General features: G+C 63.2%; 24 protein-coding genes and 2 riboswitches. Of the genes, 15 read left to right on the top strand and 9 right to left on the bottom strand.

From position 1 onward, the window contains the following. Window positions 1-67: 67 nt before the first annotated feature. From pcaB to arfB, 5 genes are all read left to right on the top strand, one after another. Window positions 68-1,306 carry a 3-carboxy-cis,cis-muconate cycloisomerase gene (gene pcaB / locus AC1D1J_RS05710; RefSeq protein ID WP_477694103.1) on the top strand — a complete coding sequence of 413 codons (1,239 nt, stop codon included), beginning with the start codon at window positions 68-70 and terminating at the stop codon, window positions 1,304-1,306. Between the two features lie 4 nt (window positions 1,307-1,310). Further along, entirely contained in the window at window positions 1,311-1,703 is a 393-nt protein-coding gene (locus AC1D1J_RS05705; RefSeq protein WP_457280117.1) for a carboxymuconolactone decarboxylase family protein, read from the top strand. Between the two features lie 47 nt (window positions 1,704-1,750). Continuing rightward, complete coding sequence (locus tag AC1D1J_RS05700; protein WP_477694102.1) at window positions 1,751-2,533, top strand: alpha/beta fold hydrolase; 783 nt, start codon at window positions 1,751-1,753, stop codon at window positions 2,531-2,533. Between the two features lie 143 nt (window positions 2,534-2,676). After that, window positions 2,677-3,126 carry a type II 3-dehydroquinate dehydratase gene (aroQ, locus tag AC1D1J_RS05695; protein WP_477685224.1) on the top strand — a complete coding sequence of 150 codons (450 nt, stop codon included), beginning with the start codon at window positions 2,677-2,679 and terminating at the stop codon, window positions 3,124-3,126. An 18-nt stretch (window positions 3,127-3,144) separates the two neighbouring features. Next, the gene (arfB, locus tag AC1D1J_RS05690) at window positions 3,145-3,561 is read left to right on the top strand and encodes an alternative ribosome rescue aminoacyl-tRNA hydrolase ArfB (RefSeq protein WP_477685225.1); all 417 of its coding nucleotides are present in this window, start codon (window positions 3,145-3,147) and stop codon (window positions 3,559-3,561) included. 2 nt (window positions 3,562-3,563) lie between these two features. Here arfB and AC1D1J_RS05685 read toward each other — a convergent pair whose 3' ends face one another. Continuing rightward, entirely contained in the window at window positions 3,564-4,175 is a 612-nt protein-coding gene (locus AC1D1J_RS05685) for a DUF6198 family protein (RefSeq protein ID WP_477685226.1), read from the bottom strand. 177 nt (window positions 4,176-4,352) lie between these two features. Next, window positions 4,353-5,366: an LLM class flavin-dependent oxidoreductase gene (locus tag AC1D1J_RS05680; protein ID WP_477694101.1), complete on the bottom strand. Its 1,014-nt coding sequence runs from the start codon at window positions 5,364-5,366 to the stop codon at window positions 4,353-4,355. Window positions 5,367-5,838: 472 nt separating this feature from the next. On the opposite strand from AC1D1J_RS05680, the gene AC1D1J_RS05675 reads away from it, so the two are divergent. Beyond that, window positions 5,839-6,714: an alpha/beta fold hydrolase gene (locus AC1D1J_RS05675; RefSeq protein WP_477685228.1), complete on the top strand. Its 876-nt coding sequence runs from the start codon at window positions 5,839-5,841 to the stop codon at window positions 6,712-6,714. 3 nt (window positions 6,715-6,717) lie between these two features. On the opposite strand, the gene AC1D1J_RS05670 is transcribed toward AC1D1J_RS05675, so the two are convergent. Next, entirely contained in the window at window positions 6,718-7,128 is a 411-nt protein-coding gene (locus AC1D1J_RS05670) for an FKBP-type peptidyl-prolyl cis-trans isomerase (protein ID WP_477685229.1), read from the bottom strand. A gap of 286 nt (window positions 7,129-7,414) precedes the next feature. On the opposite strand from AC1D1J_RS05670, the gene AC1D1J_RS05665 reads away from it, so the two are divergent. The 9 genes from AC1D1J_RS05665 to AC1D1J_RS05625 all read left to right on the top strand — a co-directional run bounded on the left by AC1D1J_RS05665 (window position 7,415) and on the right by AC1D1J_RS05625 (window position 16,636). Further along, window positions 7,415-8,122: a FadR/GntR family transcriptional regulator gene (locus AC1D1J_RS05665; RefSeq protein ID WP_477665654.1), complete on the top strand. Its 708-nt coding sequence runs from the start codon at window positions 7,415-7,417 to the stop codon at window positions 8,120-8,122. Window positions 8,123-8,352: 230 nt separating this feature from the next. Continuing rightward, window positions 8,353-9,927, top strand: coding sequence for a sugar ABC transporter ATP-binding protein (locus AC1D1J_RS05660; protein ID WP_477694473.1), 1,575 nt, complete (start codon window positions 8,353-8,355; stop codon window positions 9,925-9,927). A gap of 31 nt (window positions 9,928-9,958) precedes the next feature. Continuing rightward, window positions 9,959-10,942, top strand: a complete 984-nt coding sequence (locus AC1D1J_RS05655; protein ID WP_477646229.1) for an ABC transporter permease — start codon at window positions 9,959-9,961, stop codon at window positions 10,940-10,942. A 68-nt stretch (window positions 10,943-11,010) separates the two neighbouring features. After that, window positions 11,011-11,955, top strand: a complete 945-nt coding sequence (locus tag AC1D1J_RS05650) for an ABC transporter substrate-binding protein (protein ID WP_457280127.1) — start codon at window positions 11,011-11,013, stop codon at window positions 11,953-11,955. 50 nt (window positions 11,956-12,005) lie between these two features. Next, window positions 12,006-13,013 (top strand): aldo/keto reductase, encoded by a 1,008-nt coding sequence (locus AC1D1J_RS05645; RefSeq protein ID WP_477694100.1) that lies wholly within the window; start codon window positions 12,006-12,008, stop codon window positions 13,011-13,013. Between the two features lie 133 nt (window positions 13,014-13,146). Then, entirely contained in the window at window positions 13,147-13,476 is a 330-nt protein-coding gene (locus tag AC1D1J_RS05640) for an L-rhamnose mutarotase (protein WP_477646226.1), read from the top strand. Window positions 13,477-13,498: 22 nt separating this feature from the next. Further along, window positions 13,499-14,509 (top strand): zinc-binding alcohol dehydrogenase family protein, encoded by a 1,011-nt coding sequence (locus AC1D1J_RS05635; protein ID WP_477694099.1) that lies wholly within the window; start codon window positions 13,499-13,501, stop codon window positions 14,507-14,509. A 13-nt stretch (window positions 14,510-14,522) separates the two neighbouring features. Continuing rightward, window positions 14,523-15,677, top strand: a complete 1,155-nt coding sequence (locus AC1D1J_RS05630; RefSeq protein WP_477694098.1) for a mannitol dehydrogenase family protein — start codon at window positions 14,523-14,525, stop codon at window positions 15,675-15,677. Window positions 15,678-15,865: 188 nt separating this feature from the next. Then, the gene (locus AC1D1J_RS05625; RefSeq protein ID WP_477694097.1) at window positions 15,866-16,636 is read left to right on the top strand and encodes a transglutaminase family protein; all 771 of its coding nucleotides are present in this window, start codon (window positions 15,866-15,868) and stop codon (window positions 16,634-16,636) included. A gap of 57 nt (window positions 16,637-16,693) precedes the next feature. Here AC1D1J_RS05625 and AC1D1J_RS05620 read toward each other — a convergent pair whose 3' ends face one another. The 6 genes from AC1D1J_RS05620 to AC1D1J_RS05595 all read right to left on the bottom strand — a co-directional run bounded on the left by AC1D1J_RS05620 (window position 16,694) and on the right by AC1D1J_RS05595 (window position 24,500). After that, complete coding sequence (locus AC1D1J_RS05620; RefSeq protein WP_477694096.1) at window positions 16,694-17,461, bottom strand: sulfite exporter TauE/SafE family protein; 768 nt, start codon at window positions 17,459-17,461, stop codon at window positions 16,694-16,696. Between the two features lie 14 nt (window positions 17,462-17,475). Continuing rightward, the gene (gene gcvP / locus AC1D1J_RS05615) at window positions 17,476-20,370 is read right to left on the bottom strand and encodes an aminomethyl-transferring glycine dehydrogenase (protein WP_477694095.1); all 2,895 of its coding nucleotides are present in this window, start codon (window positions 20,368-20,370) and stop codon (window positions 17,476-17,478) included. 55 nt (window positions 20,371-20,425) lie between these two features. Further along, entirely contained in the window at window positions 20,426-20,791 is a 366-nt protein-coding gene (gene gcvH / locus AC1D1J_RS05610) for a glycine cleavage system protein GcvH (RefSeq protein WP_477646220.1), read from the bottom strand. A gap of 48 nt (window positions 20,792-20,839) precedes the next feature. Continuing rightward, entirely contained in the window at window positions 20,840-22,033 is a 1,194-nt protein-coding gene (gene gcvT, locus AC1D1J_RS05605; RefSeq protein WP_477694094.1) for a glycine cleavage system aminomethyltransferase GcvT, read from the bottom strand. 2 nt (window positions 22,034-22,035) lie between these two features. Continuing rightward, window positions 22,036-22,140, bottom strand: a riboswitch (glycine riboswitch). 19 nt (window positions 22,141-22,159) lie between these two features. After that, a riboswitch (glycine riboswitch) is annotated at window positions 22,160-22,275 on the bottom strand. Between the two features lie 35 nt (window positions 22,276-22,310). Beyond that, on the bottom strand, window positions 22,311-22,880 hold the full coding sequence (locus AC1D1J_RS05600; protein WP_477694093.1) for a hypothetical protein: 570 nt from the start codon (window positions 22,878-22,880) through the stop codon (window positions 22,311-22,313). A 342-nt stretch (window positions 22,881-23,222) separates the two neighbouring features. Next, window positions 23,223-24,500 carry a TRAP transporter large permease gene (locus AC1D1J_RS05595; protein WP_477685238.1) on the bottom strand — a complete coding sequence of 426 codons (1,278 nt, stop codon included), beginning with the start codon at window positions 24,498-24,500 and terminating at the stop codon, window positions 23,223-23,225. Window positions 24,501-24,563 lie beyond the last annotated feature (63 nt).

Below are 24,563 nucleotides of genomic sequence, written 5' to 3'. Positions count from 1 at the left end.
GGGTCCGTCTTTCCTTGAGGCGTCCCGGCGGGAAAATATCAGTCATTGTTTTTCGAGAGTTCACGGCATGAGCAGCATTTTTGAAGGTTTTTTGTCCACGCCGGAAATTCTGGAGGCCTTCAGCGAGCGTAACTTTCTGGATGCCATGTTGCGCTTCGAGGCTTCGCTGGCGCGGGCGCAGGCCAGCGCCGGCCTGATCCCCGAAGCCGCCGCGCAATCCATCATCGGCACCTGCAAGATCGAATTGTTTGATGTGGCCAAAATCGTTCGCGAAAGTGGGCGTGCCGGCAGCATCGCAATTCCACTGGTCAAGGCCCTGAGGGAAACCGTGGGCCTCTTCAACAAGGAGGCTGCGGGGTTTGTCCATTTCGGCTCGACCTCCCAGGACGTGATCGACACTGCGCTGGCGCTGGTGACCCGCAATGCGCTGGACCTGATTGAGGCCGACATCCGCAAGGCAGTAGCGGCGTTACTGGTGCTGGCCCGCCGCCATGCCGCTGACCCCGTGCTGGCCCGCACGCTGATGCAGCCGGCATCGGTCACCAGCTTTGGTTTCAAGTGCTCGGGTTGGGCTGCGCCGCTGGCGCGCAGCCTGCAGCGCCTGCAAGTGGCTGGCCACAATGCGTTGGCCGTGCAGCTGGGCGGGGCCGTGGGAACACTGGCGCAGATGAACGGCAAGGGCCCGCAAATCATGGCGCATATGGCGGCCGACCTGAAACTCAAACCTTCCGCATTTGCATGGCATACCCAGCGTGACGAGTGGGTGGCGCTGGGCTGCGAATTGGGTCTGCTGGTAGGCAGTCTCGGGAAGATCGCCAAAGATATCTCGCTGATGGGGCAGTACGAAGTGGGCGAACTGGCGGAGCCGGCCGAGCCGGGGCGCGGCGGTTCATCCGCCATGCCGCACAAGCGCAATCCGGTCGCCTGCATGGTGGCACTGGCTGCAGCGCAGCGCGCGCCGCAGCGCGTGGCCGCGCTGCTCGCCACCATGGCGCAGGAGCATGAGCGCGCCCTGGGGAACTGGCAGGCCGAATTGGCCGAATGGCCGGGGCTGCTGATGTCGGCGCACGGATCCGTCCGCGCCATGGCCCAGGCCCTGCCGGGCCTGCAGGTGGACACCCAGCGCATGAGCGCCAACCTGGAGGCGCTGCGTTCCGTGCTGCCCGCCGATGCCGCCGACGAGTGGTTTAACCTGGCGCTGGCGCGGCACGCGTCAACACTCGCGCATGCGCAGGCCGACGCTGTTGAAGCACTGGTGGGGAAAACGCACACTGACAGCCATCGCACCAAGACCGCAAAAAGGTAAAACCATGAACGACCATGACAAGGGAATGATCAACCGCCGGCGCGTGCTCGGTGATGCCTGGGTGGACCGTTCCATCGCCAAAAGCAATGCCTTCAACGGCGAGTTCCAGGACTTGATCACGCGCTATGCGTGGAATGAAGTCTGGGGCCGGCCGGCGTTCGGCGACAAGACGCGCCGCCTGATGGTCCTGTCGACCATGATTGCGCTCAAGGCGTACGAAGAATTTGCCATGCATGTCCGCGCGGCACTCGACGGCCCGCCGGAGTCGCGGCTCACGCCGGACGATATCAAGGAAGTGATTCTGCAGGCCGCCATTTACTGTGGTGTTCCCGCCGCCAACCATGCGTTCTCTGTGGCGGGCGACATCCTTCGCGAAAAAGGCCTGCTCGCTGACTGACAGGGCTGCATTCGCGGTTCCTCAACCACTACATCATTTGATAACGCATGAAAAAACCTCATCTGCACTGGATCAGTGAAGGCCAGGGGCCTGTCGTGGTGCTTAGCCATGCATTGGGCTGTGACCTCACGATGTGGGACGGCGTGACAGCCATCCTGAAGAACCGCTACACCGTGCTGCGCCATGACCACCGCGGCCACGGCCAATCGGAAGCGGTGCCGGGCCCTTACACGCTCGACTTGCTGGCCGATGATGTGGCGGGCCTTATCAAAGGGCAGGGCGGTGGCCCGGTGCATTTTGTCGGGCTCAGCATGGGCGGCATGACGGCGCAGGCGCTGGCGGCGCGGCATCCGCAGCTGCTCAAAAGCATCGTCGTTGCCAACGCCGCCCTGTTTTACGACGATGCGGCGCGTGCCATGTGGCAGGCGCGCGTTCACACCGTACAGGCCCAGGGCGTGGCGGCGATATCAGACGGTGCGATGCAGCGCTGGTTTACCCCGGAATTCAGGGCGGATGAGGTGGGCGGCGGTGCACGCAAGGTCGCGGCGCTGCGCAAGGTGCTTGAGACCACCGATGCCGCCGCCTATGCGGCCAGCTGCGAAGCGGTTTCCCGCATTGACTTTCGCACCAGCAACGGCGCGATCCAGTGCCCGGCCCTTGTGATTGCCGGCACGCGTGACGAGGCAACGCCCTTGGCCATGTCTGAAGCCATTTGCGCCAGCATCAAGGGCGCGCAATTGCGCACCTTGCCAGCGGCTCATTTGAGCGCGGTGGAGCAACCAGATGCGTTTGCCGACTGGCTGGAACGCTTTTTCGGAAGCCTGCGCTAGGGTGCTGCCGGCGGGTTGATCAGGCAGGTGCGGGAGCGGGGGACAGGGTGCTTCGGTGATGGGGTGGCGGCGGCAGCGTCGATAATCGGGCCCAGGCTAATAGCCAAACCCCACCCACCCGAACATCCGGAAAGCCCCGCTTCATGCAAACAGTTCTTGTCCTGAATGGCCCCAACCTCAATCTGCTGGGAACGCGTGAGCCGGCTGTGTATGGCTCGCAAACCCTGGCCGATGTAGAGGCGCTGTGCACCAAAGCCTGCGCAACCCACGGTTTCAAGCTCGACTTTCGCCAGAGCAATCATGAAGGCGTGATGATTGACGCGATTCATGAAGCCGGCCGCGCCCAGGCCGCGGGCACGCTGGCAGGCATCGTGCTGAATGCCGGCGCTTACACCCACACCAGCGTGGCCTTGCACGATGCCATCAAGGGCGCGGGCGTCACGGTGATCGAGCTGCACATCAGCAATGTGCATGCCCGCGAAGCCTTCCGCCATCATTCTTATATTTCGCCGGCTGCCAGGGCCGTAATGGCCGGGTTCGGCGTCAGGGGCTACGCACTCGCCATCGCGGGCCTGGCCGAATTGGCAGCCTGACCCGCTGCGGCACTGACCATGGCTGCGCCACCGAAATTTCCCGTTGACGAACGCGAGGTGGAGTTCAGCGCCATACGCGCGCAGGGCGCTGGCGGGCAAAATGTCAACAAGGTGTCGAGCGCCATTCACCTGCGGTTTGACATTGCTGCCTCGTCGCTGCCCGACGCCATCAAGGAGCGGCTGCTGGCGACCAGTGACAACCGCATCACGCAGGAGGGCGTTCTGGTGCTCAAGGCGCAGCAGCACCGCACCCAGGAGATGAACCGCAGCGACGCCATGGCACGCCTGCAGGAGATTGTTGACAGCGTCTCCACACCGCCCCGGGCGCGGCGCGCCACCAAACCCACCTACGGTTCGAAGCAGCGCCGCCTGGCCGGCAAAAGCCAGCGTTCGGAAATCAAGTCTTCGCGGGGCAAGGTGGGCGGCGGCGACTGAGTTCAGGTCACCGTGTAGCGCCCGGGTTTGTGGTTGACCCAGAGGAAAAGACTCATCAGCACGGCAGCCATGATGGAATATGCCACGCGCTCGGAGGGCACGACCGCCAGCGCCATCAAGACCACAACCGAATCAATGGCCATCTGTATCTTGCCGGCGCGCCAGCCGTGCTTTTCCTGCAGGTAGAGCGTCACGATGGTGGCGCCGCCCAGGCTGGCCCTGTGCCGGGCCAGGAAGAGGCAACCGGTCCCCAGCAGCAGGCCGCCCACCAGCGCGGCGTACAGCGGGTGGATGTCTGCGATGTCGAGCACCCGGGGCGACCAGTCCGCCAGCAGTGATAGCAATGCAATGGACAGGAAGGTCTTGATGGTGAACTCGCGGCCCATGCGGGTCCAGGAGAACCAGTAAAAGGGCAGGTTGACCAGAAAGAACAGTTTGCCGAAACTCACGCCGGTGGCGTAGTGCAGCACAAAGGCCACGCCGGCCGTACCGCCCGTCAACAAGCCTGCCTGGTTGAAGATCACCATCGCCAGCGACACAAACAGCGTGCCCGTGAAGATGCCCTGCGCATCGTCAAAAAGGGTGTGGCGTTCGGGTGATGTAACTGGGGGCATGGGAAGCTGGCGTGTTGCCCGCGGGCGGGTGCTTCAGCTTTGCATGATCTGTGCCAATGGGCACGTTTGCATTTCAGTGACTACGGTTTGGCCTGCGGCGCTCACATGACGAAATTCAAGCCTTTTAAGGCTCTAGCCCAATAAAGACGAGCGCAAGCAGCTATCAAAACAATAGCGCTATGCGCGGCACTGGCGTTCTTCCTGCAGCCTGTCCCGCACTTGTGCAGTGATTTCCAGGGAGCGCCGGGCGATGGCGGGGTCGTAAATGTGAGTGGTCACCATCAGTTCATCGGCCTGCGTGTCCTCGATGAAGCGCTGAAGCTGGTTTTCAACCGTTGCAGCCGACCCCGCGACGGCATAACGCAGCATGCGCTGGGCGCCGGCTTTCTCGGCCGGGGACCAGTAGCTTTCGATGTCGTCGATCGGCGGCGGCATTGGTCCCGGGGTGCCGCGCAACAGGTTGGTCATGGCCTGCTGCACCGATGTGAGCTGGTAGCGCGCCGCTTCGTCCGTTTCGGCCGCGACGACATTGGCCACCACCATGGCGTAAGGTTTGGCGAGCTGCGCGGAAGGCCTGAAGCCGCTGCGGTACAGGTCCAGCGCCTGCATCAACATGTCGAGCGCGAAGTGCGATGCGAAAGCAAAGGGCAGGCCCAGCATGGCAGCGAGCTGGGCACCGAAGAGGCTGGAGCCCAGCAGCCACAGCGGCACCTTGAGGCCAGCGCCCGGGACCGCCCTGATTTTCTGGCCGGGCTCTGCCGGTTCAAAGTAGGCCTGCAGTTCCTCCACGTCCTGCGGAAAGGTGTCGGCATTGTTCTGGTGGTCACGCCGCAGCGCGCGTGCGGTGAACTGGTCGGTGCCCGGTGCGCGTCCCAGTCCGAGGTCGATACGGCCAGGGTACAGCGAAGCCAGCGTGCCGAACTGCTCGGCGATCACCAGCGGCGAGTGGTTGGGCAGCATCACGCCGCCGGATCCCACGCGGATGGTTTGCGTGCCGCCCGCCACATGGCCGATGACCACCGCGGTGGCGGCGCTGGCAATGCCCGGGTTGTTGTGGTGCTCGGCCAGCCAGAAGCGCTTGAAGCCCAGCTGTTCGGCATGCCGGGCCAGGGCCAGGGTGTTGCGAAAGGCATCGGCGGCAGTGGCGCCCGTGACGATGGGGGACAGGTCGAGGACTGAAAAGGGGATCATGTTTTTGCGCCCTCTCCCCGGAGGAGTGGGAGTGAAGAGGAAGCGAGCTGGCCTGAATTCATGGATGTTGTTGTAAGGGTGCCGGGCCAGTTTAGGAGCTTGGCAATGGCCGCATGAGGGACAGGGTATAAGAACCTGTTTACGGTCTAAACGAGGCCGCGCAAGCCCCTTCTCGGGATGGGATGCAAGGCGCGGTGCGACGCCCATAGCACAGCTATGGGTTAGCATCGCAACGCTGCAAACCGCCCGAGAAGGGGCTTGCCCTTCGGGTTGGGGTGACGCAAACGCGGTCGCGTTTGCATCCCCATTGGGGCAGCTGCACGACGCCCAGCCGGCCGGCTGGGCGGTCGGGCGATTGAGCCACCCAGGCCCTTGCATGGGCATTAGCCCATGCGGCGGTCCCGGTCGGCCCACTCATCCCGATTGCACCCCAACGCGGCTCCGTTTAGACCGTAAATAGGTTCTATCTCCCATGACAGATTCGGCAAACATTGAGCGGCCCTCCGAAGCGCTTGCGATGCTGCGCACGGCCAGCCGTTTTGAAACCCCTTGCGGCGACGGCACCATGGTCTGGCACACGTGGGGCCAGGCCACGCGCCGGCCCGGGCTCGCGCCCCTGGTGCTGCTGCACGGCGGCAGCGGCAGCTGGATGCACTGGCTGCGCAACATCCCCGCGCTGGCCGCGTCGGGCCGCTGGGTGCTGGTCCCCGACCTTCCCGGTTTTGGCGATTCGGCCGCGCCTTTACGGGGCACCGATGCCGACGTGCTGCCCGAACCGGTCGAGCAAGGGCTGGCCCTGCTGGCGGGCGAGGCGGCCTGCGACCTCGTGGGATTTTCCTTTGGCGGCATGGTGGCCGGCTTTGTGGCGGAGCGCTTCCCCGCCCGGGCGGCGCGTGTGGTGCTGGTGGGTGCGCCCGGCCTGGGTGTCGCGCCCGAAAAAGCCATACGCCTGCGCGCATGGCGGCATATCACCGATGCGGGCCAGCGCGATGAGATCCATCGCCACAACCTCGCGGCGCTGATGCTGTACCGCGCGGACGCGATCAACGAACTGGCCTTGCGCCTGCACATCGCCAACGTGCTGCGCGACCGCATGAAGGGCCGCAGCCTGGCGCGCACCGGCGCGCTGGCGCAGTCACTGGCGCGGCTGCGCTGCCCGGTGTGGGCGATTTACGGGGAAGAGGATGCGCTGTACCGCGGCAAGCTTGATGGGCTGCGGGCAGCCCTGGAGCGAGCTGCGGATTTCAGGGGCCTGGCCCTGGTCGAAGGCGCCGGCCACTGGCTGCAGTTCGAGCGCGCGCAGGCCTTTGACAAAGCCCTCCTCACGACGCTCGAAGCGCCTCTTTAGCTTTTACTTTTCAATCGCGAGCAGTTCGATGTCGAAGGTCAGCGTGGCATTGGGCGGCACCACGCCGCCGGCGCCGCGGTCGCCATAGGCCGTGGCGGGTGGGCAGGTCAGTGTGGCCTTGCCGCCGACCTTGATCTTCTGCACGCCTTCGGTCCAGCAGGGCACCACGCGGTTCAGCGGGAAGGTGGCGGGCGCGCCGCGCTTGTAAGAGCTGTCAAATTCCTTGCCGTCGGCCAGCGTGCCGCGGTAGTGCACCTTGACGGTGTCCGTCGCCTTGGGCTGCGGGCCGGTGCCGTCGGTGCTGTGCACGATCTTCACGCCGCTGGGCAGGGTTTCGGCCGGGGCGGCGGCAAGGGCGGTGGTGGACAGGGCAATGGAGGCCAGGGCGATGAGCGCGGCGGTCAATGTCTTCATGGAGGTCATGCTTTCATGGCTAAGGGGAATCGGAACGTGTGGCCTTGATTATCGTCCCGGCTCTCGCCTTGCCTCAGTGGCGCCGGCTCGCCTATCTCAGGTTGTCAGGTCGCTGAGCTGGATCATGAGCGGGGCGGAAGGTATGAGTGGTACGCCAGCCAATCAAAATTGGCTCCAAAATTAAGTAACGTCAGCGTGAAAAATTTTGCATTGGCCTTACCAGTTCGAACCATAACCCCATAGCAAAAACCGCCGTCGCATAAACTGCACTTCACGCGGAGGACTCATGCTGGACCAACTCAAACAGGTCGACAACCGTCGGCTCTATCAACAAATTGCCGAGCAGATTCGCGCCTTCATTGACAAGGGCAACTACACCGCGGGTGCGCGGTTGCCGCCGGAGCGCGATCTGGCCCTGCAGTTGGGCGTCTCACGCCCCTCGGTGCGCGAGGCGCTGATTGCACTGGAAATTGAGGGCAGCGTGGAAGTGCGCATGGGCGCTGGCGTGTACGTCTGCAGCGCGGCCCAGCGCAAGCCGCAGTCCCTGGCCGCCATGGGCGAAAGCCCGATCGAACTTATGCAGGCACGCGCCGCCCTTGAGGGCACCATCGTGCTGCAGGCCTGCGCCAGGGCCACGCCCGAGGCGCTGTTGGCGCTGCGCCAGATTCTGGACAACATGCTGTCCGCCATGGCACAAAACCGCTCGCCCCTGGCCTTTGACCGGCAGTTTCACCAAACGATTGCGGCCATGACCGGCAACTCCGTGCTGGAGCGGCTGGTGGGAGAGCTGTTTGACGAGCGCCACAGCCCGATTGCCGCGCGCCTGAGCGCGCATTCCGAATCGGGCCAAAGCTGGGCGATTGCGCTGCAGGAGCATGAGGCCATCTTGCGCGCCCTGGAGAACCGGGACGTACTGGCCGCACAGAACGCCATGCGAATGCATCTGCAAGCCTCCGAACAGCGCTGGGTCGAGAACCGCCGCGAATGGTCATGAGCTCCGTCAACCTTTACTCCCGTGCCCGTAGTCAGGCCTGTGCAATTGCGCAGGCTTTTTCCCGTTTTTTTACCCCCGATTTTTGATCCCGGATCACGGGTAAGCACCAATACACACGCACTTCCCGGTAAGGCCAAATACGGCACATCGTGTCAGGTGGCCTTACCAATTTGCAAAACAGCAGATTCATCCCTCCCGGTCCCCTGACCCACCAAGAGGAGTTCGCATTGCTGTCTTCCGTGTCCGATCCCGTCCGTCCCGATGCGCCCAGCCCCGCCGAGGCTGGCGTACTGTTGCGCCTGGAAGGGATTACCAAACGCTTCCCGGGGGTGCTGGCACTGGATGGTGTGAGCTTTGAGGTGCGAAGTGGCGAGGTCCACGCGGTGTGCGGCGAAAACGGCGCCGGCAAATCGACGCTGATGAAGGTCATCAGCGGCCAGTACCAGCCCGATGCGGGGGCCCTGTACTACCGCGGCGAAGCCTGCCAGTTCCAATCCACCGCCGAATCCCAGGCTGTCGGCATTGCCATCATTCACCAGGAGTTGAACCTGGCTCCGCACCTCACGGTGGCTGAAAACATTTACCTGGCCCGCGAGCCACGCAAAGGCTGGCTGATTGACCGGGCGGCACTGCGTCGCCAGGCACAGCAATGCCTGGATCGGTTGGGGCAGGACATTGCACCGGACGCTCTGGTCAAAACCCTGTCGGTAGCCCAGCAGCAGATGGTGGAAATTGCCAAGGCGCTGTCGCTCAACGCCCAGGTGCTCATCATGGACGAACCCACCTCGTCCCTCACAGAGTCGGAGACCGAGAAGCTCTTTGCCATCATCCATGAGCTCAAGCGTACGGGGGTGGGCATTGTCTACATCTCCCACCGCCTCGACGAACTGGCGCTCATCGTGGACCGGGTCACCGTCTTGCGCGATGGACGCTACGTGTCCACTGAACACCTGGCCGATACCAGTGTGGAAGAGATCGTGGCAAAAATGGTGGGGCGCTCGCTGGACGATGTATTCCCCAAGAGAACATCCGTGCCCACTACCGACGTGTTGTTGCGCGTACAGGGCCTGACACGCCAGGGTGTGTTTCACGACGTGAACTTTGAGCTGCGCCGCGGCGAAATTCTGGGCTTTGCAGGGCTCATGGGGGCTGGCCGTACCGAAGTGGCTCGCGCCATTTTTGGTGCCGACCCCATCGACGCCGGCGAGGTGTTCCTGGCCGGGGAGCGACTCACCATTCACTCGCCACGGGATGCCGTACGCCAAGGGCTGGCCTACCTGTCAGAGGACCGCAAGCACGACGGGCTGGCATTGAAGATGAACGTGGCACAGAACATCACGCTGGCCAACATGGAAGCCGTGTCGAACCGTGCGGGCATGATCCAGTTTTCCAAAGAGCAGGATGCCGCACGCCGCTACATTGGCGCACTCGACATCCGCACGCCCAGCAGCAGCCAGATCGTGCGCCTGCTCTCGGGCGGCAACCAGCAAAAACTCGTGATCAGCAAATGGCTGTTCCGTCAATCACGCGTGCTGTTCTTTGACGAGCCCACGCGCGGCATCGATGTGGGCGCCAAGTATGCGATCTACCAGTTGCTCGACCAGCTCGCAGGGCAGGGCATCGGCGTCGTGATGATCAGCTCCGAGCTGCCCGAAATCATGGGGATGACCGACCGTGTCGCGGTCTTCCATGAAGGCCGCCTGGTCACCATCCTCCCGACCCGCGAGACCCACCAGGAGGAGGTCATGCACTACGCCTCCGGCCGCAGCGTGCCGCCTTTGCCCGCCGACCAGCTGACCCACTGAACCCTTCAAGACTTCTTTCCCGAACCACATCATGACCGAACAACAACAAGACCTGTTTCAGAAATTTGCCGCGCTGGCCAGCCTGCTGGGACTCATCGCCATCTTCTCGTTCACCAGCAACGCCTTCTTCAGCGTGGGCAATGGCATGACCGTGGCGCTCCAGGTGACCTCCATTGCCTACCTCGGCATCGCAGCGACCTGCGTGATCATCACCGGCGGTATCGACCTCTCGGTAGGTGCCATCCTGGCACTGTCCGGCGTCGTGGCCGCCATGCTGGTCAAGGCGGGCGCGCCCGTGCCGCTGGGCATGTTTGCCGGCCTGCTGGTCGGTGCACTGTGCGGGCTGATCAACGGCCTGTGCGTGACGGTGCTCAAACTGCCGCCCTTTATTGCTACCCTGGGAATGATGCTGGTGGCACGCGGCGTGGCCTTGCAGCTGACCGATGCCCGCGCCATCAGCGGCCTGGGCGACAGCTTTGCGGAACTGGGCAACGGAGCCTTGTTCCGCATCGTCAATATCGGTGCGGACGGCTTCCCCGATGTGGTGTTCGTCGGCATCCCTTACCCCGTGGTGCTCATGATCGTGCTGGCGCTGGCCGTCTCCATCCTGCTTAACCGTGCCACGTTGGGCCGCCATCTGTACGCCATCGGCTCCAACCTGGAAGCCGCCCGGCTCTCGGGCGTGAATGTTAATGGCGTGACGCTGTTTGCCTATGTGCTTTCCGGCCTGCTGGCCGGGCTGACCGGCTGCGTGCTGATGTCACGCCTGGTCACGGCCCAGCCCAGTGAAGGCCTGATGTACGAACTTGATGCCATTGCCGCCGCGGTGATAGGCGGCACCTCGCTCACGGGTGGTGTGGGCACGGTGTCGGGCACCGTCATCGGTGCGTTCGTGATTGGCATCCTGCGCAACGGTTTGAACATGAGCGGCGTGTCCGCTTTCACCCAACAAATTCTGATTGGCGTCGTCATCCTGCTGGCCGTATGGATCGACCAGATGCGCCATCGCAAGTGATCCCTACCGGCAGGGCTTACCGGGACTTCGAGAGACAACCTCCACAACCACTACCCATGAGGAAAGAAATGAAAAAATTTGTCCACACACTGATCGCAGCCGCCCTGGTGGCTGCGTCGTCGATGGCTATGGCCGCCGACAAGGAAATTGCCGTCATCGTGAAGACCGCCAACTCGGATTTCTGGCAAAACGTGAAGAAGGGTGCCAACGCCGCCGTGGGAAATCTCAAGGGCTACACCGCCACCTTCCAGGGGGCAGCATCCGACACCGACCTGGCCGGGCAGGTGGCCCTGGTGGAAAACGCCGTGAACCGCAAGGTGGCCGGCATCGTGCTGGCCCCGTCGGATCCGGATGCCCTGATCCCCGCCATGAAAAAAGCCTGGGAAGCCAAGATTCCTGTGGTGTTGATTGACTCCGCCGCATCGGATTCCGGCAAGGCTTACTACCAGTCCTTCCTGGCCACCGACAACAAGACTGCCGGAGAAATGTCCGCCAAGACGCTGATCGAGAAAGTCGGTACCACCGGCAAAATCGCCGTCATGTCTTACACCGCGGGCTCGGGCTCCGAAATCGGCCGCGTGGGAGGTTTCACCGACTACATCAAGAAGCATTCCAAGCTGCAGATCGTGGGCCCCTTCTACTCCAACTCGCAGATGGGTACCGCACTGAACCAGACCACCGACGTGCTGGCCGCCAACCCCGACCTCAAGGGCATCTTCGGCGCCAACGAACCCACCGCTATCGGCATGGGCCGCGCACTGGTTCAGTCGGGCAAAGCCGGCAAGGTGGTGGCCATTGGCTTTGACGGCAACTCCGACCTGCAAGGCTTTGTGAAAGACGGCACCATCGAGGCGATTGCCGTGCAAAGCGCCTTTGAGATGGGCAACCTCGGCGTAAAGACCGTGGCGGAAATCGTGGCAGGCAAGAAAGTGCCCGCCTTCCGCGATACCGGTGTGTTGATGGTGACCAAGAAAAACATCGACACGCCCGCTGCCAAGAACGTCCTCTACTAAACCGCTCCAACCCAAGGACCCTCCGGCACCGGCTGCCGGAGGATGGGTATATGCACACCACGGATTTGAAACCCTTTCCCCGCGTGGACCTGCGGCTGACCGCCCTGGGCCTGGGCTGCTCGCAAATGGGCGGCCTGTACCGTGCTACCAGTGCCCGCGAGGTCGAGGAGGTCTTTACCTGCGCCTGGGCGGCCGGCGTGCGCTATTTCGACACGGCACCCTACTACGGCTACACCCGCTCCGAGCACCGCCTGGGTGCCCAGCTGGCCGACTGCCCCCGGCACGAGTATGTAGTCAGCACCAAAGTGGGCCGCCTGCTGCGTCCTGATGCCAGTGTGACTGCTGGCGATGGCGGATGGGCCAACCCCTACCCGTTTCGCCCGCAGTATGACTACAGCTACAGCGGCGTGATGCGCTCATTCGAGGACAGCCAGCAACGGCTGGGTCTGGCCCACATCGACATCCTGTACGTACACGACATCGGCCGCGACACCCACGGCGAACAGCATGCGCATTACTGGCAACAATTGACCACGGGCGGCGGCTTCCGCGCGCTGGACGAATTGCGCGCAAGCGGTGCCACCAAGGCAGTGGGCCTGGGCGTGAACGAATGGCAGGTGGTGATGGACAGCATGCAGGAGTTCGACCTGGACTGCACCATGCTGGCCGGGCGCTACACCCTGCTGGAGCAGGACTGCATCACCCCCTTTCTGGGCGACTGCATGCGCCGCGGCAACGCCATCGTGGTGGCCGCGCCGTTCAACTCCGGCGTCCTGGCGGGCAACACCAAATTCAATTATGCGGAAGCCCCGCCCGCCGTGGTGGCGCGCGTGCAAGCCTTGGCGTTGGCTTGCGAGGAATTCGGCGTGCCCTTGCAGGCCGCCGCACTGCAGTTTCCACTGGCGCACCCTGCGGTGGTGAGTTGCGTCACCGGCACCCGCACCGCAACCCAGCTGCAACAGAACGTCGCCTGGCTGGAGACGCCCATTCCCGCCACGCTGTGGCAGGCCCTGCGCAGCCGCGACCTGCTGCATCCCGATGCGCCGGTACCAGTCTGAGGAAGACCCCATGCTGATCGACGCACACCCGCATTTCTGGAATCTGGCAAACCGCACTGGCCACTGGCCGCCATCTTTGGCGGCAATGCGCGCCGCCTGTACCACCTTGGCCAACATATAGACGGAAATTGACATGCAACGAATGGGATGGGTCATTGGTATCGACCCCCGACACATCGCCGAATACAAGCGCCTGCACGCGGCCGTCTGGCCCGCTGTGCTGCAGCGCATTCACCAATCGCAGGTGCGCAACTACAGCATTTTTCTGCGAGAGCCGGAAAACTTGCTGTTCGGCTACTGGGAATACCACGGCCGGGACTTTGACGCGGACATGGCCGCTATCGCCGCTGATGCCGAGACGCAGCGTTGGTGGACCCTCTGCGGCCCCTGCCAACGCCCCCTTCAAACCCGCAGCCCAGGCGAGCACTGGGCCGCCATGGAATCCGTATTCCACATTGACTAACCACTTCCACCCAAGGATATCTATGCTGACAGTCATTTGCGAAACTCCCGGCGTGCTGCGCACGGTCGAAGGGGCCATGCCTATCCGCAATGAAGGCGATGTGCTGCTGCGCATCCGCCGCGTGGGGGTGTGCGGCACCGATCTGCACATCTTCACCGGCAAACAACCCTTCCTGGCCTATCCACGCGTCATGGGCCACGAAATCGCGGGTACCGTAGAGGAAGCTCCAGCGGACAGCCCCCTCCAGGCCGGCGACAGCGTCTTCGTCATGCCTTACCTGTCATGCGGCCGGTGTGTAGCCTGCCGCCAGGGCAAGACCAACTGCTGCGTCCACATCCAGGTACTGGGCGTGCACCGCGACGGCGCCTTCACCGAGTATCTCAACGTACCCGCGCAGTTTGTGCGCAAGGCAGAGGGTGTTTCACTGGACCAGGCCGCCATGCTGGAATTTCTGGCTATTGGTGCCCACGCCGTACGTCGCGCCGACGTGCAGCCCGGCCAGCGTGTACTGGTGGTAGGGACGGGTCCCATCGGCATGGCTGCCTTGCTATTCGCCGGCCTGCGTGGTGGCCAGGTCACAGCGCTGGACACGCGAAAGGAGCGGGTGGAATTCTGCAAACAACACCTGGGGGCGCATGCCGGTGTTGTGATAGGTGACAAGGACCTGGACGAGCTGCGCGCACTGACTGATGGAGATTTTTACGATGTCGTTTTTGACGCCACGGGCAACGCAAAGGCCATGGAGCGCGGCTTCCAGTTCATTGCCCATGGCGGCAAGTATGTGTTGGTGTCGATAGTGCTGGACAACATTACCTTCGCCGATCCGGAGTTTCATAAACGCGAGGCGACGCTGCTGGGCAGCCGCAATGCCACCATGGAAGACTTCGAAACGGTGCTGGAGGCGATGCGGGGCGGCAAAATCCCCACCGCGGCACTCAACACCCATCGCATGGCCCTGGCCGATGTACCTGCCCAGTTCGCCACCCTGCTGGACCCCACGCAGGGCGTGGTCAAGGCGCTGATCGAATGCTGACCGGGGCCTGCACGTGAGCACGCCCATCCTCCAGTTCGGCACCGGGCGCTTTCTGCAGGCGCATGCAGACCTGTTTGTGTCCGAGGCCCTGGCCCAGGGCCAGGGCCAGGCGCTGGGCGGCATAACTGTGGTGCAGAGCACAGACAGCCCGCAGAGCAGCGCGCGCGCCGCGGCACTGGCACATGGCTACCGCGTCGAATTGCGCGGCATGCAACATGGCCGGCGTATCGAGGAAACCGTGCAAGTGAACGCAGTCCAGGCCGTCTGGCATGCCCGCCGCGACTGGACACTGTTGCGCGATGCCATGGCTACCACCGTGCAGGTCATCATCTCCAACACCGCGGACATGGGCTATGTGCTGGACGACTCCGACACCGCGGCGCTGCTGCGTAGCCCGACGACGACGCCGCCGCCGCGCAGCTACCCGGCCAAGCTGGTGGCGCTTCTGCACCACCGCTGGCAGCAGCAGCCGGAGGCTCCCCTGACGCTGTACCCCTGCGAACTGGTCAGCCGCAACGGTGACACACTGCGCGACCTGGTATCCACGCTGGCACAGAGCTGGGGCGTTACGCCGGCCTTCCTTCGCTATGTGCGGGAGCACTGCGTTTGGGTCAATTCACTGGTGGACCGCATCGTGTCGTCTCCGCTGGAACCCGCCGGTGCGGTGGCCGAGCCCTACGCGCTGTGGGCCATCGAACACCAGCCGCGCATGGTGCTTCCTTGCAGCCACCCGGCCATGGTGGTGACGGATGCACTGGCCCCATTCGAGCAACGCAAGCTCTGGCTGCTGAATCTGGGCCACACCATATTGGCCGAACGCTGGCGGCTGCTGGGCGGTGCTGCGGACATGACCGTGGTGCAGGCCATGCACACCCCGGCACTGCGCACCCCGCTGGAGGCGGTGTGGGCCGACGAGGTGCTGCCGGTATTTGACGCCGAGGGCACAGGTGCCGAAGCCCGCGCCTACCTGGTGGAATTGCGCGACCGTCTGCTTAATCCGTTTCTGGAACACCGTCTGGCCGACATTGCCAAGGACCACGCGCAGAAAAAGCTGCGCCGCCTGGCACCCGTGGTGGAGCGCGCCGCGGCGCTGCAAGTGCCCATCGCACAGACCCAGCTGCGCAATGCGTTAGCTGAAACCGGAAGCACCCTGGGCACTGGTGCCTGAATCGCCGGCTGGTCACCGGCGTTTGATGACATGCTGCGGCGCAACATCCGACGTTGCGAGCCCTCATGCCTGCCTTCTCCGGAGGAAGAAGGGGCCAGTCCGTCAGCGCCCGGGTGTGGAACGGAAATTCGCCGCAATTGCGCCTCCGGGGTTACGATGCGTAAACCATTCACTCCGTCGGTGGTTTCATGGTGGCACTTGCCGCACAATTCGATTCGCCCCGCCGGCTGCATCAAAGAGCCAGCGACCGGCCGCAGGACTGGCTTGGCACAACGCCCCTGCTGGACCTGGACGACACCAAGCTGCGCCTGAAGGCTCGCTCGATTGTCCAGCTGTGCCGCACCGACCGGGACAAGGCACTGGCTATCTATCGCTTCGTCAAGCGACTGCCTTATACCAAGCGGATAAAGCTGCAGTACCCGACCGCCCGCGACGTACTCGAGGCGCGCGCGGGCGACGGTGACGACAAGGTGACGCTGCTGATTGCGCTGATGCGCTCCGCCGGCATCCCGGCTCGTGTGCGCTACATGGAGATGCGCGGCGAGATGCTTCGCGGCCTGATCCCGAGAGCCACGCCGGCGGCGCGCCCCTTGGCGGAGTTCTGGCTGGGCCATTGGGTGCGTACTGACACCTACATTTTCGATGCCGAATACGTGGCTGCCGCCCTGGAACGCCTGAAAGCGAACGGCTGGGCATGCGGCTGGGGCATCCACATCAACGCCCAGCTTCTGTGGGACGGGAAGAACGATGCCTTCCTCGGCGGTGTGCCCCCCGACCAGGATCCCATGCTCACGCGGCTTCTGTGCGTGGTGAGCGACCCCCTGGAACTGGTGTCGGCATCCCTGCGCGCCAACGGGCTGCGCTACCGCCGATCGTTGCGGGCGTTGCAATGGAATGCGCTGGCGCCGACCATGATGCGGGCCATTCGCGAGCTACGGGCCGGCTCCCGCTTCTATTGAAATGAAATGCGCCCGACTTCCCTTTATGGCGCCTTAAGCGAACCATACGATGATGTTCTACCCCATCCGCCGCAACAACTCCGGCACGGATGACACCAGCATCGCAAGGCCGGAGCAGGTCAGCAGGCTCAGCACCAGTCTGCGAAAGGCCAGGTCACTGATGCCCGTGTAAAGCCGTCCGCCCAGCCACGCGGGAACGAGTGCCGCAGGCGCCACGATGGCCAGCATGGGCAGCGTCTCACGGGTGACCAGGCCGGCGACGCCGTAGCTGGCCATGGTGACTGTCAGCACGGCCAGGTTGAAGTTCTGGATGACGGCGCGCTGGGCAGCTTTCTCGTAGCCCCGCAGGGTGCACCACAGCGTCGGAATAACGCCACTGAAACCACCCAGCGCACCCATGAAACCGCCGACGACGCCGGCCGTTCCGTCTGCAATTCGCCCCCCATGGTGGATACGCGGGAGCTTGCCCGAAAAAAGCATGGCCGGGCACCACACCGCCAGCAGCACGCCGAGAAACAACTTGAACAATTGGACGTCAAGCCGCGGTAACAACAGCAAACCCAGCGGCAGCCCTAGCAGGCCGCCGGTCAGAAACGGCAGCAGGCGCTTCCAGTCCGTAGTGCGGCTGACCGTGAAGGCCGCCATGACCTGGCCGGTCAGGCCGCCGAACACCGCCATGACAGCGGCCAGCTTCGGGTCTATGGCCCAGGCCCAGAAGGACATGGCGACAAGGCTGAAGCCAAAGCCCGACAGGCCCTGGACAAACCCCGCCGCCGCCGCGCCCGCGACGATGAGGATGATGTGAGCGTCAGTACCTGCCAACACAGTGTTGACAGGTCCTAGGCGTAGTCACTCACGGGCACGCAACTGCAAAAAAGGTTGCGGTCGCCGTAAACGTTGTCGACGCGGCCAACCGGCGGCCAGTATTTGACCTGCTTGAGCGAAGCCAGCGGGAAGGCCCCGGTCTCGCGTGAGTAGGGGCGGTCCCAGTCGGCGCCCATCAGGCTGGCTGCGGTGTGTGGCGCATGCTTGAGCGGGTTGTTGTCCTGGGGCCATTGGCCGGCTTCGACTTTGCGGATCTCTTCGCGGATGGCGATCATCGCGTCGATGAAACGGTCCAGCTCGGCCAGGGTTTCGCTTTCGGTCGGCTCGACCATCAGGGTGCCGGGCACAGGGAAGCTCAATGTGGGCGCGTGAAAGCCGTAGTCCATCAGGCGCTTGGCCACGTCTTCGGCGGTGACGCCGCTGGTTTCCTTGAGCGGGCGCAGATCGAGAATGCATTCATGCGCGACATGGCCGTTCTCGCTGGCGTAGAGCGTCGGGAAGTGGTCCTTCAGGCGTGAGCTGATGTAGTTGGCGCTGAGGATGGCCACTTCGGTCGCTTGCGTCAGACCTTCCGGGCCCATCATGCGGCAATACATCCAGCTGATGGGCAGCACCGCGGCATTGCCTAGCGGTGCAGCCGAGACAGCGCCGACGCCGTTGACGGGAATCCCCGCAGTGGCATGGCCGGGCAGGTAAGGCACCAGGTCAGCCACCACGCACACCGGGCCAACGCCCGGGCCGCCGCCGCCGTGCGGGATGCAAAAGGTTTTGTGCAGGTTCAGGTGGCTCACGTCGCCACCGAACTCGCCTGGCGCGGCCACGCCCACCAGTGCGTTCATGTTGGCGCCGTCCACGTAAACGCGTCCGCCATGGCTGTGCACCATGGCGCAGAGCTCTTTCACCTGGGTTTCAAACACGCCATGCGTGCTGGGATAGGTGATCATCACGCAGGCGAGGTTGGCGCTATGTTGTTCGCACTTGGCCTTGAGGTCGGCCATATCGACATTGCCCTGCGCGTCGCAGGCAGTGACGACGACGGTCATGCCCACCATCTGTGCACTGGCCGGGTTGGTGCCGTGGGCCGACGATGGAATCAGGCAGATGTTGCGGTGGCCCTGGCCTTTGGACTCGTGGAAGGCTTTGATGACCAGCAGGCCCGCGTATTCACCTTGCGAACCGGCATTGGGTTGCAGGCTGATGCCCGCGTAGCCGGTGGCCTGGCACAGCCAGTCGCGCAGCTGCTTGTCGAGTTCTGCGTAGCCTTGCAGTTGGTCGGCAGGGGCAAACGGGTGGATGTTGGCGAACTCCGGCCAGGTGATGGGAATCATCTCGCTGGTCGCGTTGAGCTTCATGGTGCAGCTACCCAGCGGGATCATGCTGCGGTCCAGCGCAAGATCTTTGTCGCTGAGCATGCGGATGTAGCGCAGCATGCCGGTTTCGGAGTGGTGGGTGTTGAACACCGGGTGCGACAGGAAGGCGCTGGTGCGACGCAGCTCGGAAGGAATCAGCGATTCAATGCCTTTTTCAAACGCACTGACCACGGGCACGGTCTGGCCGGGTTTGGCGAAGAAGGACCAGAGCAGTTCGATGTCCTTGCGGCTGGTGGTTTCGTCCAGCGACACGCCCAGATGGTTATTCAGGCGAAAACGCAGGTTGGCGCCCGCCGAACGTGCGCGGTCAGCTATCAAATTGGTAGCATCACCTGTCTTCACCGTGACGGAGTCGAAGGCGCCCGTGTTGGTGATTTCATAGCCCAGCTCTTTGAGGCCCTGCACGAAGATGGCCGTGTAGGCCGCCACACGCTCGGCGATGCGCTTGAGGCCTTGCGGGCCGTGGTAGACCGCGTACATGCTGGCGATGACGGCCGGCAACACCTGCGCGGTGCAAATGTTGGAAGTGGCTTTCTCGCGGCGGATGTGTTGCTCGCGGGTTTGCAGCGCGAGGCGGTAGGTCGGGTTGCCGTGGCTGTCGATGGTCACGCCGACCAGGCGGCCGGGCAGCGAGCGCTTGAATTCGTCGCGGCAGGCAAGGTAAGCGGCATGCGGCCCGCCGTTTCCCATGGGCATGCCGAAGCGCTGGGTGTTGCCGAGCACAATGTCGGCATCCCATTCACCGGGCGGGGCCAGCAGCGTGAGCGCCAGCAGGTCGGCCGCAACGCAGAGGGCTGCGCCATCGACATGCGCCTGGCCGGCCAGCGGGCGCAGGTCATGGATGCTGCCTGTGGTGGCGGGGTATTGCGCCAGCACGCCGAAGTAATTGCCTTCGGCCATCAGTTGCGGCACCGTGACGGCTGCCGTGCTGACCTTTACTTCGATGCCCAAGGGCTTGGCGCGGGTCTGGATCACCTCAATTGTTTGCGGGTGGCAGTCGCCTGCGACGATGAAGACATTGCTTTTGCTTTTCACGCTACGCTTGGCCAGGGTCATGGCTTCGGCGGCGGCGGTGGCTTCGTCGAGCATGGAGGCGTTGGCGATCGGCATGCCGGTCAGGTCGCAGACCATGGTCTGGAAGTTGATCAGCGCTTCCATGCGGCCTTGAGAAATCTCGGCCTGGTAGGGCGTGTAGGCCGTGTACCAGGCGGGGTTCTCCAGGATATTGCGCAGGATCACGCCGGGCGTGCAGGTGCCGTAGTAACCCTGGCCGATGAAATTCTTGAACACCTGGTTCTTGGCCGCGATGGCCTTGAGCTGCTTGAGTGCTGCTGCCTCCGTCACAGGAGCCGGGATGGCCATGGCCGTGCTGCGTGCAATCGAGCGCGGAACGATGCCTTCCACCAACGCGCGCCGCGAAGCCGAGCCCACGATGCTGAGCATGTGGACTTCGTCGGCGTCGTCAATGCCGATATGGCGGGCAATGAATTCGGAAGGATTTTCAAGATCGCCCAAGGGCTTGGCGGATTGCATCAACATGTCGGGTCCCGTGTCAGGCTTGGCAGCCAGGAATCAAAAAAAGTCGGTCAGAAAATCAGGCGGCGAAGGCTGTGTAACGGGTCTCGTCCATCAGCGCGTCAAGCTGTGAAGGGTCAGATAACTTGACCTTGAAGAACCAGCCGGCGCCCATCGGGTCGCTGTTGGCAAGCGATGGGTCGTTTTTCAGGGCTTCGTTGATTTCGGTCACTTCGCCGCTCAAGGGCATATACACGTCGGCCGCAGCCTTGACGGATTCGACAACACCGGCGGTTTCTTTCTGGGCGAAAGTGGTGCCGACAGCCGGCAGGTCCACAAACACCACGTCGCCCAACGCGTCCTGCGCATGCACGGTGATGCCAACGGTGGCAACGTTGCCTTCAATCTTGACCCATTCGTGGTCTTCGGTGTATTTGACGGTCATGAGGTTCTCCAGGGGTTGAGTGAGCAGAAACTAAAACTAAAAAGGTGCTTAACCGCGGTAGTAGCGGGCGGGAACAAAAGGCATGGCGGCGACTTCCATGGGCACGGCCTTGCCGCGCACGATGGCGTTCACGCGCGTGCCCAGTGCGGCAAATTCGGGTTTGACGTAGCCCATGGCCACCGGCTGATTGATCGTGGGGCCCAGCAAACCGCTGGTGACTTCGCCAATGACCGTACCGTCGGTGCTTTGCAGTTCGGTGTGATCGCGCACCGGGACGCGCTCAAGCGCCACCAGGCCGACACGCTTGCGGGTGAGTTGGGTGGGGTCGGCCAGTTGAGCCAGGATTTTTTCTGCGCCGGGAAACCCACCGGCCCGCGCTCCGCCGGTCCGGCGAATCTTCTGCATGGCCCAATTGAGGTTGGCTTCCACCGGTGTGGTGCTGGTGTCGATGTCGTTGCCGTAGAGGCACAGACCCGCCTCCAGCCGCAGCGAGTTGCGCGCGCCCAGGCCTATGGATTTGACTTCGGGCTGCGCGAGCAGCGCTCGTGCGAGCGTGTCGGCTTGCGAATCAGGCACCGAGATTTCAAAGCCGTCTTCGCCGGTGTAGCCGCTGCGGGTGATGAAGCAATCGCAGCCGGCCACGTCGAATTGTCCGCCGGTCATGAACACCAGTTTCTCGACACCCGGGGCCAGCCGCTGCAGGGCAGTGACAGCTTGCGGGCCCTGTAGCGCCATGAGCGCCATCTCCGGCATGGGAATGACTTCGCAGCGCGAGCCGATTTTGGCCTGTATGTGCGCGATGTCACCCACCTTGCACGCGCCATTGACGATGACAAACAGGTCGCCGCCGTTCGCATAGTCACGGTTGAAAAACATCAGGTCGTCGATGATGCCGCCCTCGTCGTTCAGCAGCAGGCCGTAGCGCTGCTTGCCGGCGGGCAGGTCTATGACGTCGACGGGTATTAGGGATTCAAGGGCGGCTGCAGCATCAGCACCCACCAGGCGTAGCTGGCCCATGTGAGAGACATCAAAAAGGCCTGCCGCCTGACGCGTGTGGTGGTGCTCGGCCATCAGGCCCGCAGGGTATTGCACCGGCATGGAATAGCCCGCAAAAGGGACCATGCGTGCGCCAAGCTCTAAATGCAGGTCGTGCAAAGGCGTTTTAAGCAGGGTTTCGGGGGCGGCAGAAGAGGTGGACGAATCGGACAAGGCATTCTCCAGGGGGCAAACAGGTAAAACCATGAGTTGCCCCTGCTGTCCACTTTACCTGAGAGATTCACCCGGCGATGCGGGTTTGCTCCTTCGGTGGGCGGGCCTGTGAAAGGCTGCCTCTCTCCAGTAGGGAACGACCTGTAGCGTGGTGCGCCGCAGGGCGGTTGCCAGTCCTTTTGCCTGAGCGTTCAGTGCGGCCCAAGGGGTGCCCTTGGGTGTACGTGCGCCTTCGGCGGTTTTCGCTAAGGAAAACTCTCTCCTGACCCGGCAAGTGTAACGGAACCGGCTGTGCGGTCGGTCAGTTTGATCAGGCGGCCAGATGCTGGGGCAGCAGCATGGCGATCCGCTCGCTGATGGAGTCGGCACGCTCATGGCCCGCGATTTTTTCGATTTCCTCGATCATTTCGCGCGAGGCGCTGAGCATGGTCTCGCGGTCCTTGGCATTGCGCAGCGCTTCGCGAAAGCGCTCGGCCATCTCCGGGTTGCGCCGGGCGAACATACGCTCGCAGATGTCGAACAGGAACATCCGGGTTGTGGCAAGCGAGCGCTTGCCTTCAAATTGATCGGCAGAGACCTGAATGGCCTGGGTGGTTTCGGGGCTGGGAAAGTTCTGTAACTGCGCCGGCGTGAGTGTGTGGCCGGGTGCAGGCGCGGGGTTTTTTGCCGGTGCGGACGTCTTGCCGGGATGGGCTTCCAGAAAGCCGTCGCGCAAAAGGCGCAGGGCAATGGCTTCGCCGTCGCCCTCAAACAGCGGTCGGAAGTCCTGGGCAGACTTGCTGCCGTCGGCCATCAGCAGAAGGGTGCGCTCGCGCTGGCCTAGCGTTCTCACGCCGGGCTTGAGCTCGGCGCGGGCACGGTCGGTTTTATGGAGCTGCATGGATTTCATCCTCAAATGAAAGTAAGGGCCTGTTAACGCTATTTATGCAAATGCGAATGGGGTGAGAAAGCCGCCAATCAAGGCGCGTGACGACGCCCAGACTTCTGTCTGGGCTAGGAGAGCAACGCCGAGTGGCGGCTTTCTCACCCCATTCCCTCCGGGTTGCGATCAAAAAGGCCCTGCGCGGCGTTGCAAAGCCTTGACGGGGTTCACCCCGCCTGCGTTTTGCGCCTTGCTCAAGGCCTTTTGACTCGCAACGCATCTTGCATAAATAGCGTTAACAGGCCCTAAAGCATCGCCTGCGTAGATGACAAGGGCGTGAAACCCCGTCCGAAAAAATAGCTATTTGGCGTAGACCAGATCGCGCAGGCCAAGAGACAGCTGCGGTACGTAAGTGATCACCATCAGGCAAGCCAGTATCACCAGTACAAACGGGAGCAGGTGGGTCACGATGCGGTCCAGCGATATCCTGGCGACCGTGCAGGCTGCAAACAGGTTCACGCCGAATGGCGGCGTGATCATGCCCAGCGCAAGGTTGACCACCATCACCAGCCCGAAGTGCACCGGGTCAATGCCGAAATGCACGGCCACTGGCGCCAGGATGGGCGCCAGCACGATGATGGCGGCGCTGGTTTCAATGAACATGCCGATGATGAACAGCGCCGCGTTGACGCCCAACAGGAAGAGGGCGGGCGACTGCAGCACGGCTTCCAGCCAGTGGCCTATGGCGTCCGGCACGCCGGCCCGCGTGATCAGGAAGGCGAACAACCCGGCATTGGCGATGATGAACATGATCACGGCACTGGACAGCACCGATTTGCGCAGAATGACGTACAGGTCGGCCGGCTTGATCTCGCGGTAGATCACGATGCCCACGACCAGCGCATAAAACACCGCCACGGCAGAGGCTTCGGTCGGCGTGAAAATTCCGCCGTAAATCCCGCCCAGAATGATCACCGGCATCAGCAGCGCCCAACCTGCCTGCCAGGTCGCCTTGCCAAAGCTCAGGCGGCCGTCGCCGTCCTGTTTGCCCCAGCCTTTCCAGCGGCAATACAGGTGGACGAAGAGCATCAACGCACCACCGATCAGCAGCCCCGGGCCGAAGCCGGCAATGAAGAGTTCGCCGATCGAAACCTCGGCGCTTACGCCGTAAAGAATCATGGGGATGGAAGGCGGAATGATCACGCCCAACTCGGCGCTGGTGGCCTGCAGCGCTGCGGCGTAGGCGGTGGGGTAGCCGTGCTTGATGAGCGCCGGAATCAGGATGGCGCCTATCGCGAAGGTGGTGGCCACGGAGGAGCCGGACACCGCGGCGAAGATCATGCAGGTCAGCACGCAGGTCATGGGCAGGCCGCCCTGAACGCCGCCCACAATGCTTTTGGCGAACTCGACGAGCCGACGCGAGATGCCGCCGGTTTCCATCAGGTTGCCGGCCAGGATGAAGAAGGGGATCGCGGCCAGCGGAAACTTGTTGATCGAGGAGAACATCTCCTTGACGGAGATCAGCATGTTGGCGTTGGACGCCTGGATACCGAAGATGGATGCCAGCCCGATGGACACGGCGACCGATACGGTGAGTGCAAAACACAACACCATGGTGGAAATCATTACCGCGGTCATACTTGGCCCCCACGCTTTTCACTTCGTGTAATGCGCTGCCCCCCGAGGGGGCCGCTGCGCCTG

Source organism: Polaromonas sp. P1_F8, from assembly GCF_056405635.1.
The sequence above is the reverse complement of the archived record's forward strand: the minus strand, read 5'-3'. Positions and strand labels throughout refer to the sequence as shown.

Bases quoted from the DNA above. Each gene is read 5' to 3' on its own strand.
- AC1D1J_RS05645 (WP_477694100.1), top strand. From the start codon at position 12,006: ATGCACACCACGGATTTGAAACCCTTTCCCCGCGTGGACCTGCGGCTG.
- AC1D1J_RS05600 (WP_477694093.1), bottom strand. From the start codon at position 22,880: ATGCAGCTCCATAAAACCGACCGTGCCCGCGCCGAGCTCAAGCCCGGC.
- AC1D1J_RS05665 (WP_477665654.1), top strand. From the start codon at position 7,415: ATGCTGGACCAACTCAAACAGGTCGACAACCGTCGGCTCTATCAACAA.
- AC1D1J_RS05700 (WP_477694102.1), top strand. From the start codon at position 1,751: ATGAAAAAACCTCATCTGCACTGGATCAGTGAAGGCCAGGGGCCTGTC.
- AC1D1J_RS05635 (WP_477694099.1), top strand. From the start codon at position 13,499: ATGCTGACAGTCATTTGCGAAACTCCCGGCGTGCTGCGCACGGTCGAA.
- gcvP (WP_477694095.1), bottom strand. From the start codon at position 20,370: ATGTTGATGCAATCCGCCAAGCCCTTGGGCGATCTTGAAAATCCTTCC.
- AC1D1J_RS05705 (WP_457280117.1), top strand. From the start codon at position 1,311: ATGAACGACCATGACAAGGGAATGATCAACCGCCGGCGCGTGCTCGGT.
- AC1D1J_RS05675 (WP_477685228.1), top strand. From the start codon at position 5,839: ATGACAGATTCGGCAAACATTGAGCGGCCCTCCGAAGCGCTTGCGATG.
- AC1D1J_RS05595 (WP_477685238.1), bottom strand. From the start codon at position 24,500: ATGACCGCGGTAATGATTTCCACCATGGTGTTGTGTTTTGCACTCACC.
- gcvT (WP_477694094.1), bottom strand. From the start codon at position 22,033: ATGGTTTTACCTGTTTGCCCCCTGGAGAATGCCTTGTCCGATTCGTCC.
- AC1D1J_RS05640 (WP_477646226.1), top strand. From the start codon at position 13,147: ATGCAACGAATGGGATGGGTCATTGGTATCGACCCCCGACACATCGCC.
- arfB (WP_477685225.1), top strand. From the start codon at position 3,145: ATGGCTGCGCCACCGAAATTTCCCGTTGACGAACGCGAGGTGGAGTTC.
- AC1D1J_RS05655 (WP_477646229.1), top strand. From the start codon at position 9,959: ATGACCGAACAACAACAAGACCTGTTTCAGAAATTTGCCGCGCTGGCC.
- aroQ (WP_477685224.1), top strand. From the start codon at position 2,677: ATGCAAACAGTTCTTGTCCTGAATGGCCCCAACCTCAATCTGCTGGGA.
- gcvH (WP_477646220.1), bottom strand. From the start codon at position 20,791: ATGACCGTCAAATACACCGAAGACCACGAATGGGTCAAGATTGAAGGC.
- AC1D1J_RS05650 (WP_457280127.1), top strand. From the start codon at position 11,011: ATGAAAAAATTTGTCCACACACTGATCGCAGCCGCCCTGGTGGCTGCG.
- AC1D1J_RS05680 (WP_477694101.1), bottom strand. From the start codon at position 5,366: ATGATCCCCTTTTCAGTCCTCGACCTGTCCCCCATCGTCACGGGCGCC.
- AC1D1J_RS05685 (WP_477685226.1), bottom strand. From the start codon at position 4,175: ATGCCCCCAGTTACATCACCCGAACGCCACACCCTTTTTGACGATGCG.
- pcaB (WP_477694103.1), top strand. From the start codon at position 68: ATGAGCAGCATTTTTGAAGGTTTTTTGTCCACGCCGGAAATTCTGGAG.
- AC1D1J_RS05670 (WP_477685229.1), bottom strand. From the start codon at position 7,128: ATGAAGACATTGACCGCCGCGCTCATCGCCCTGGCCTCCATTGCCCTG.
- AC1D1J_RS05625 (WP_477694097.1), top strand. From the start codon at position 15,866: ATGGTGGCACTTGCCGCACAATTCGATTCGCCCCGCCGGCTGCATCAA.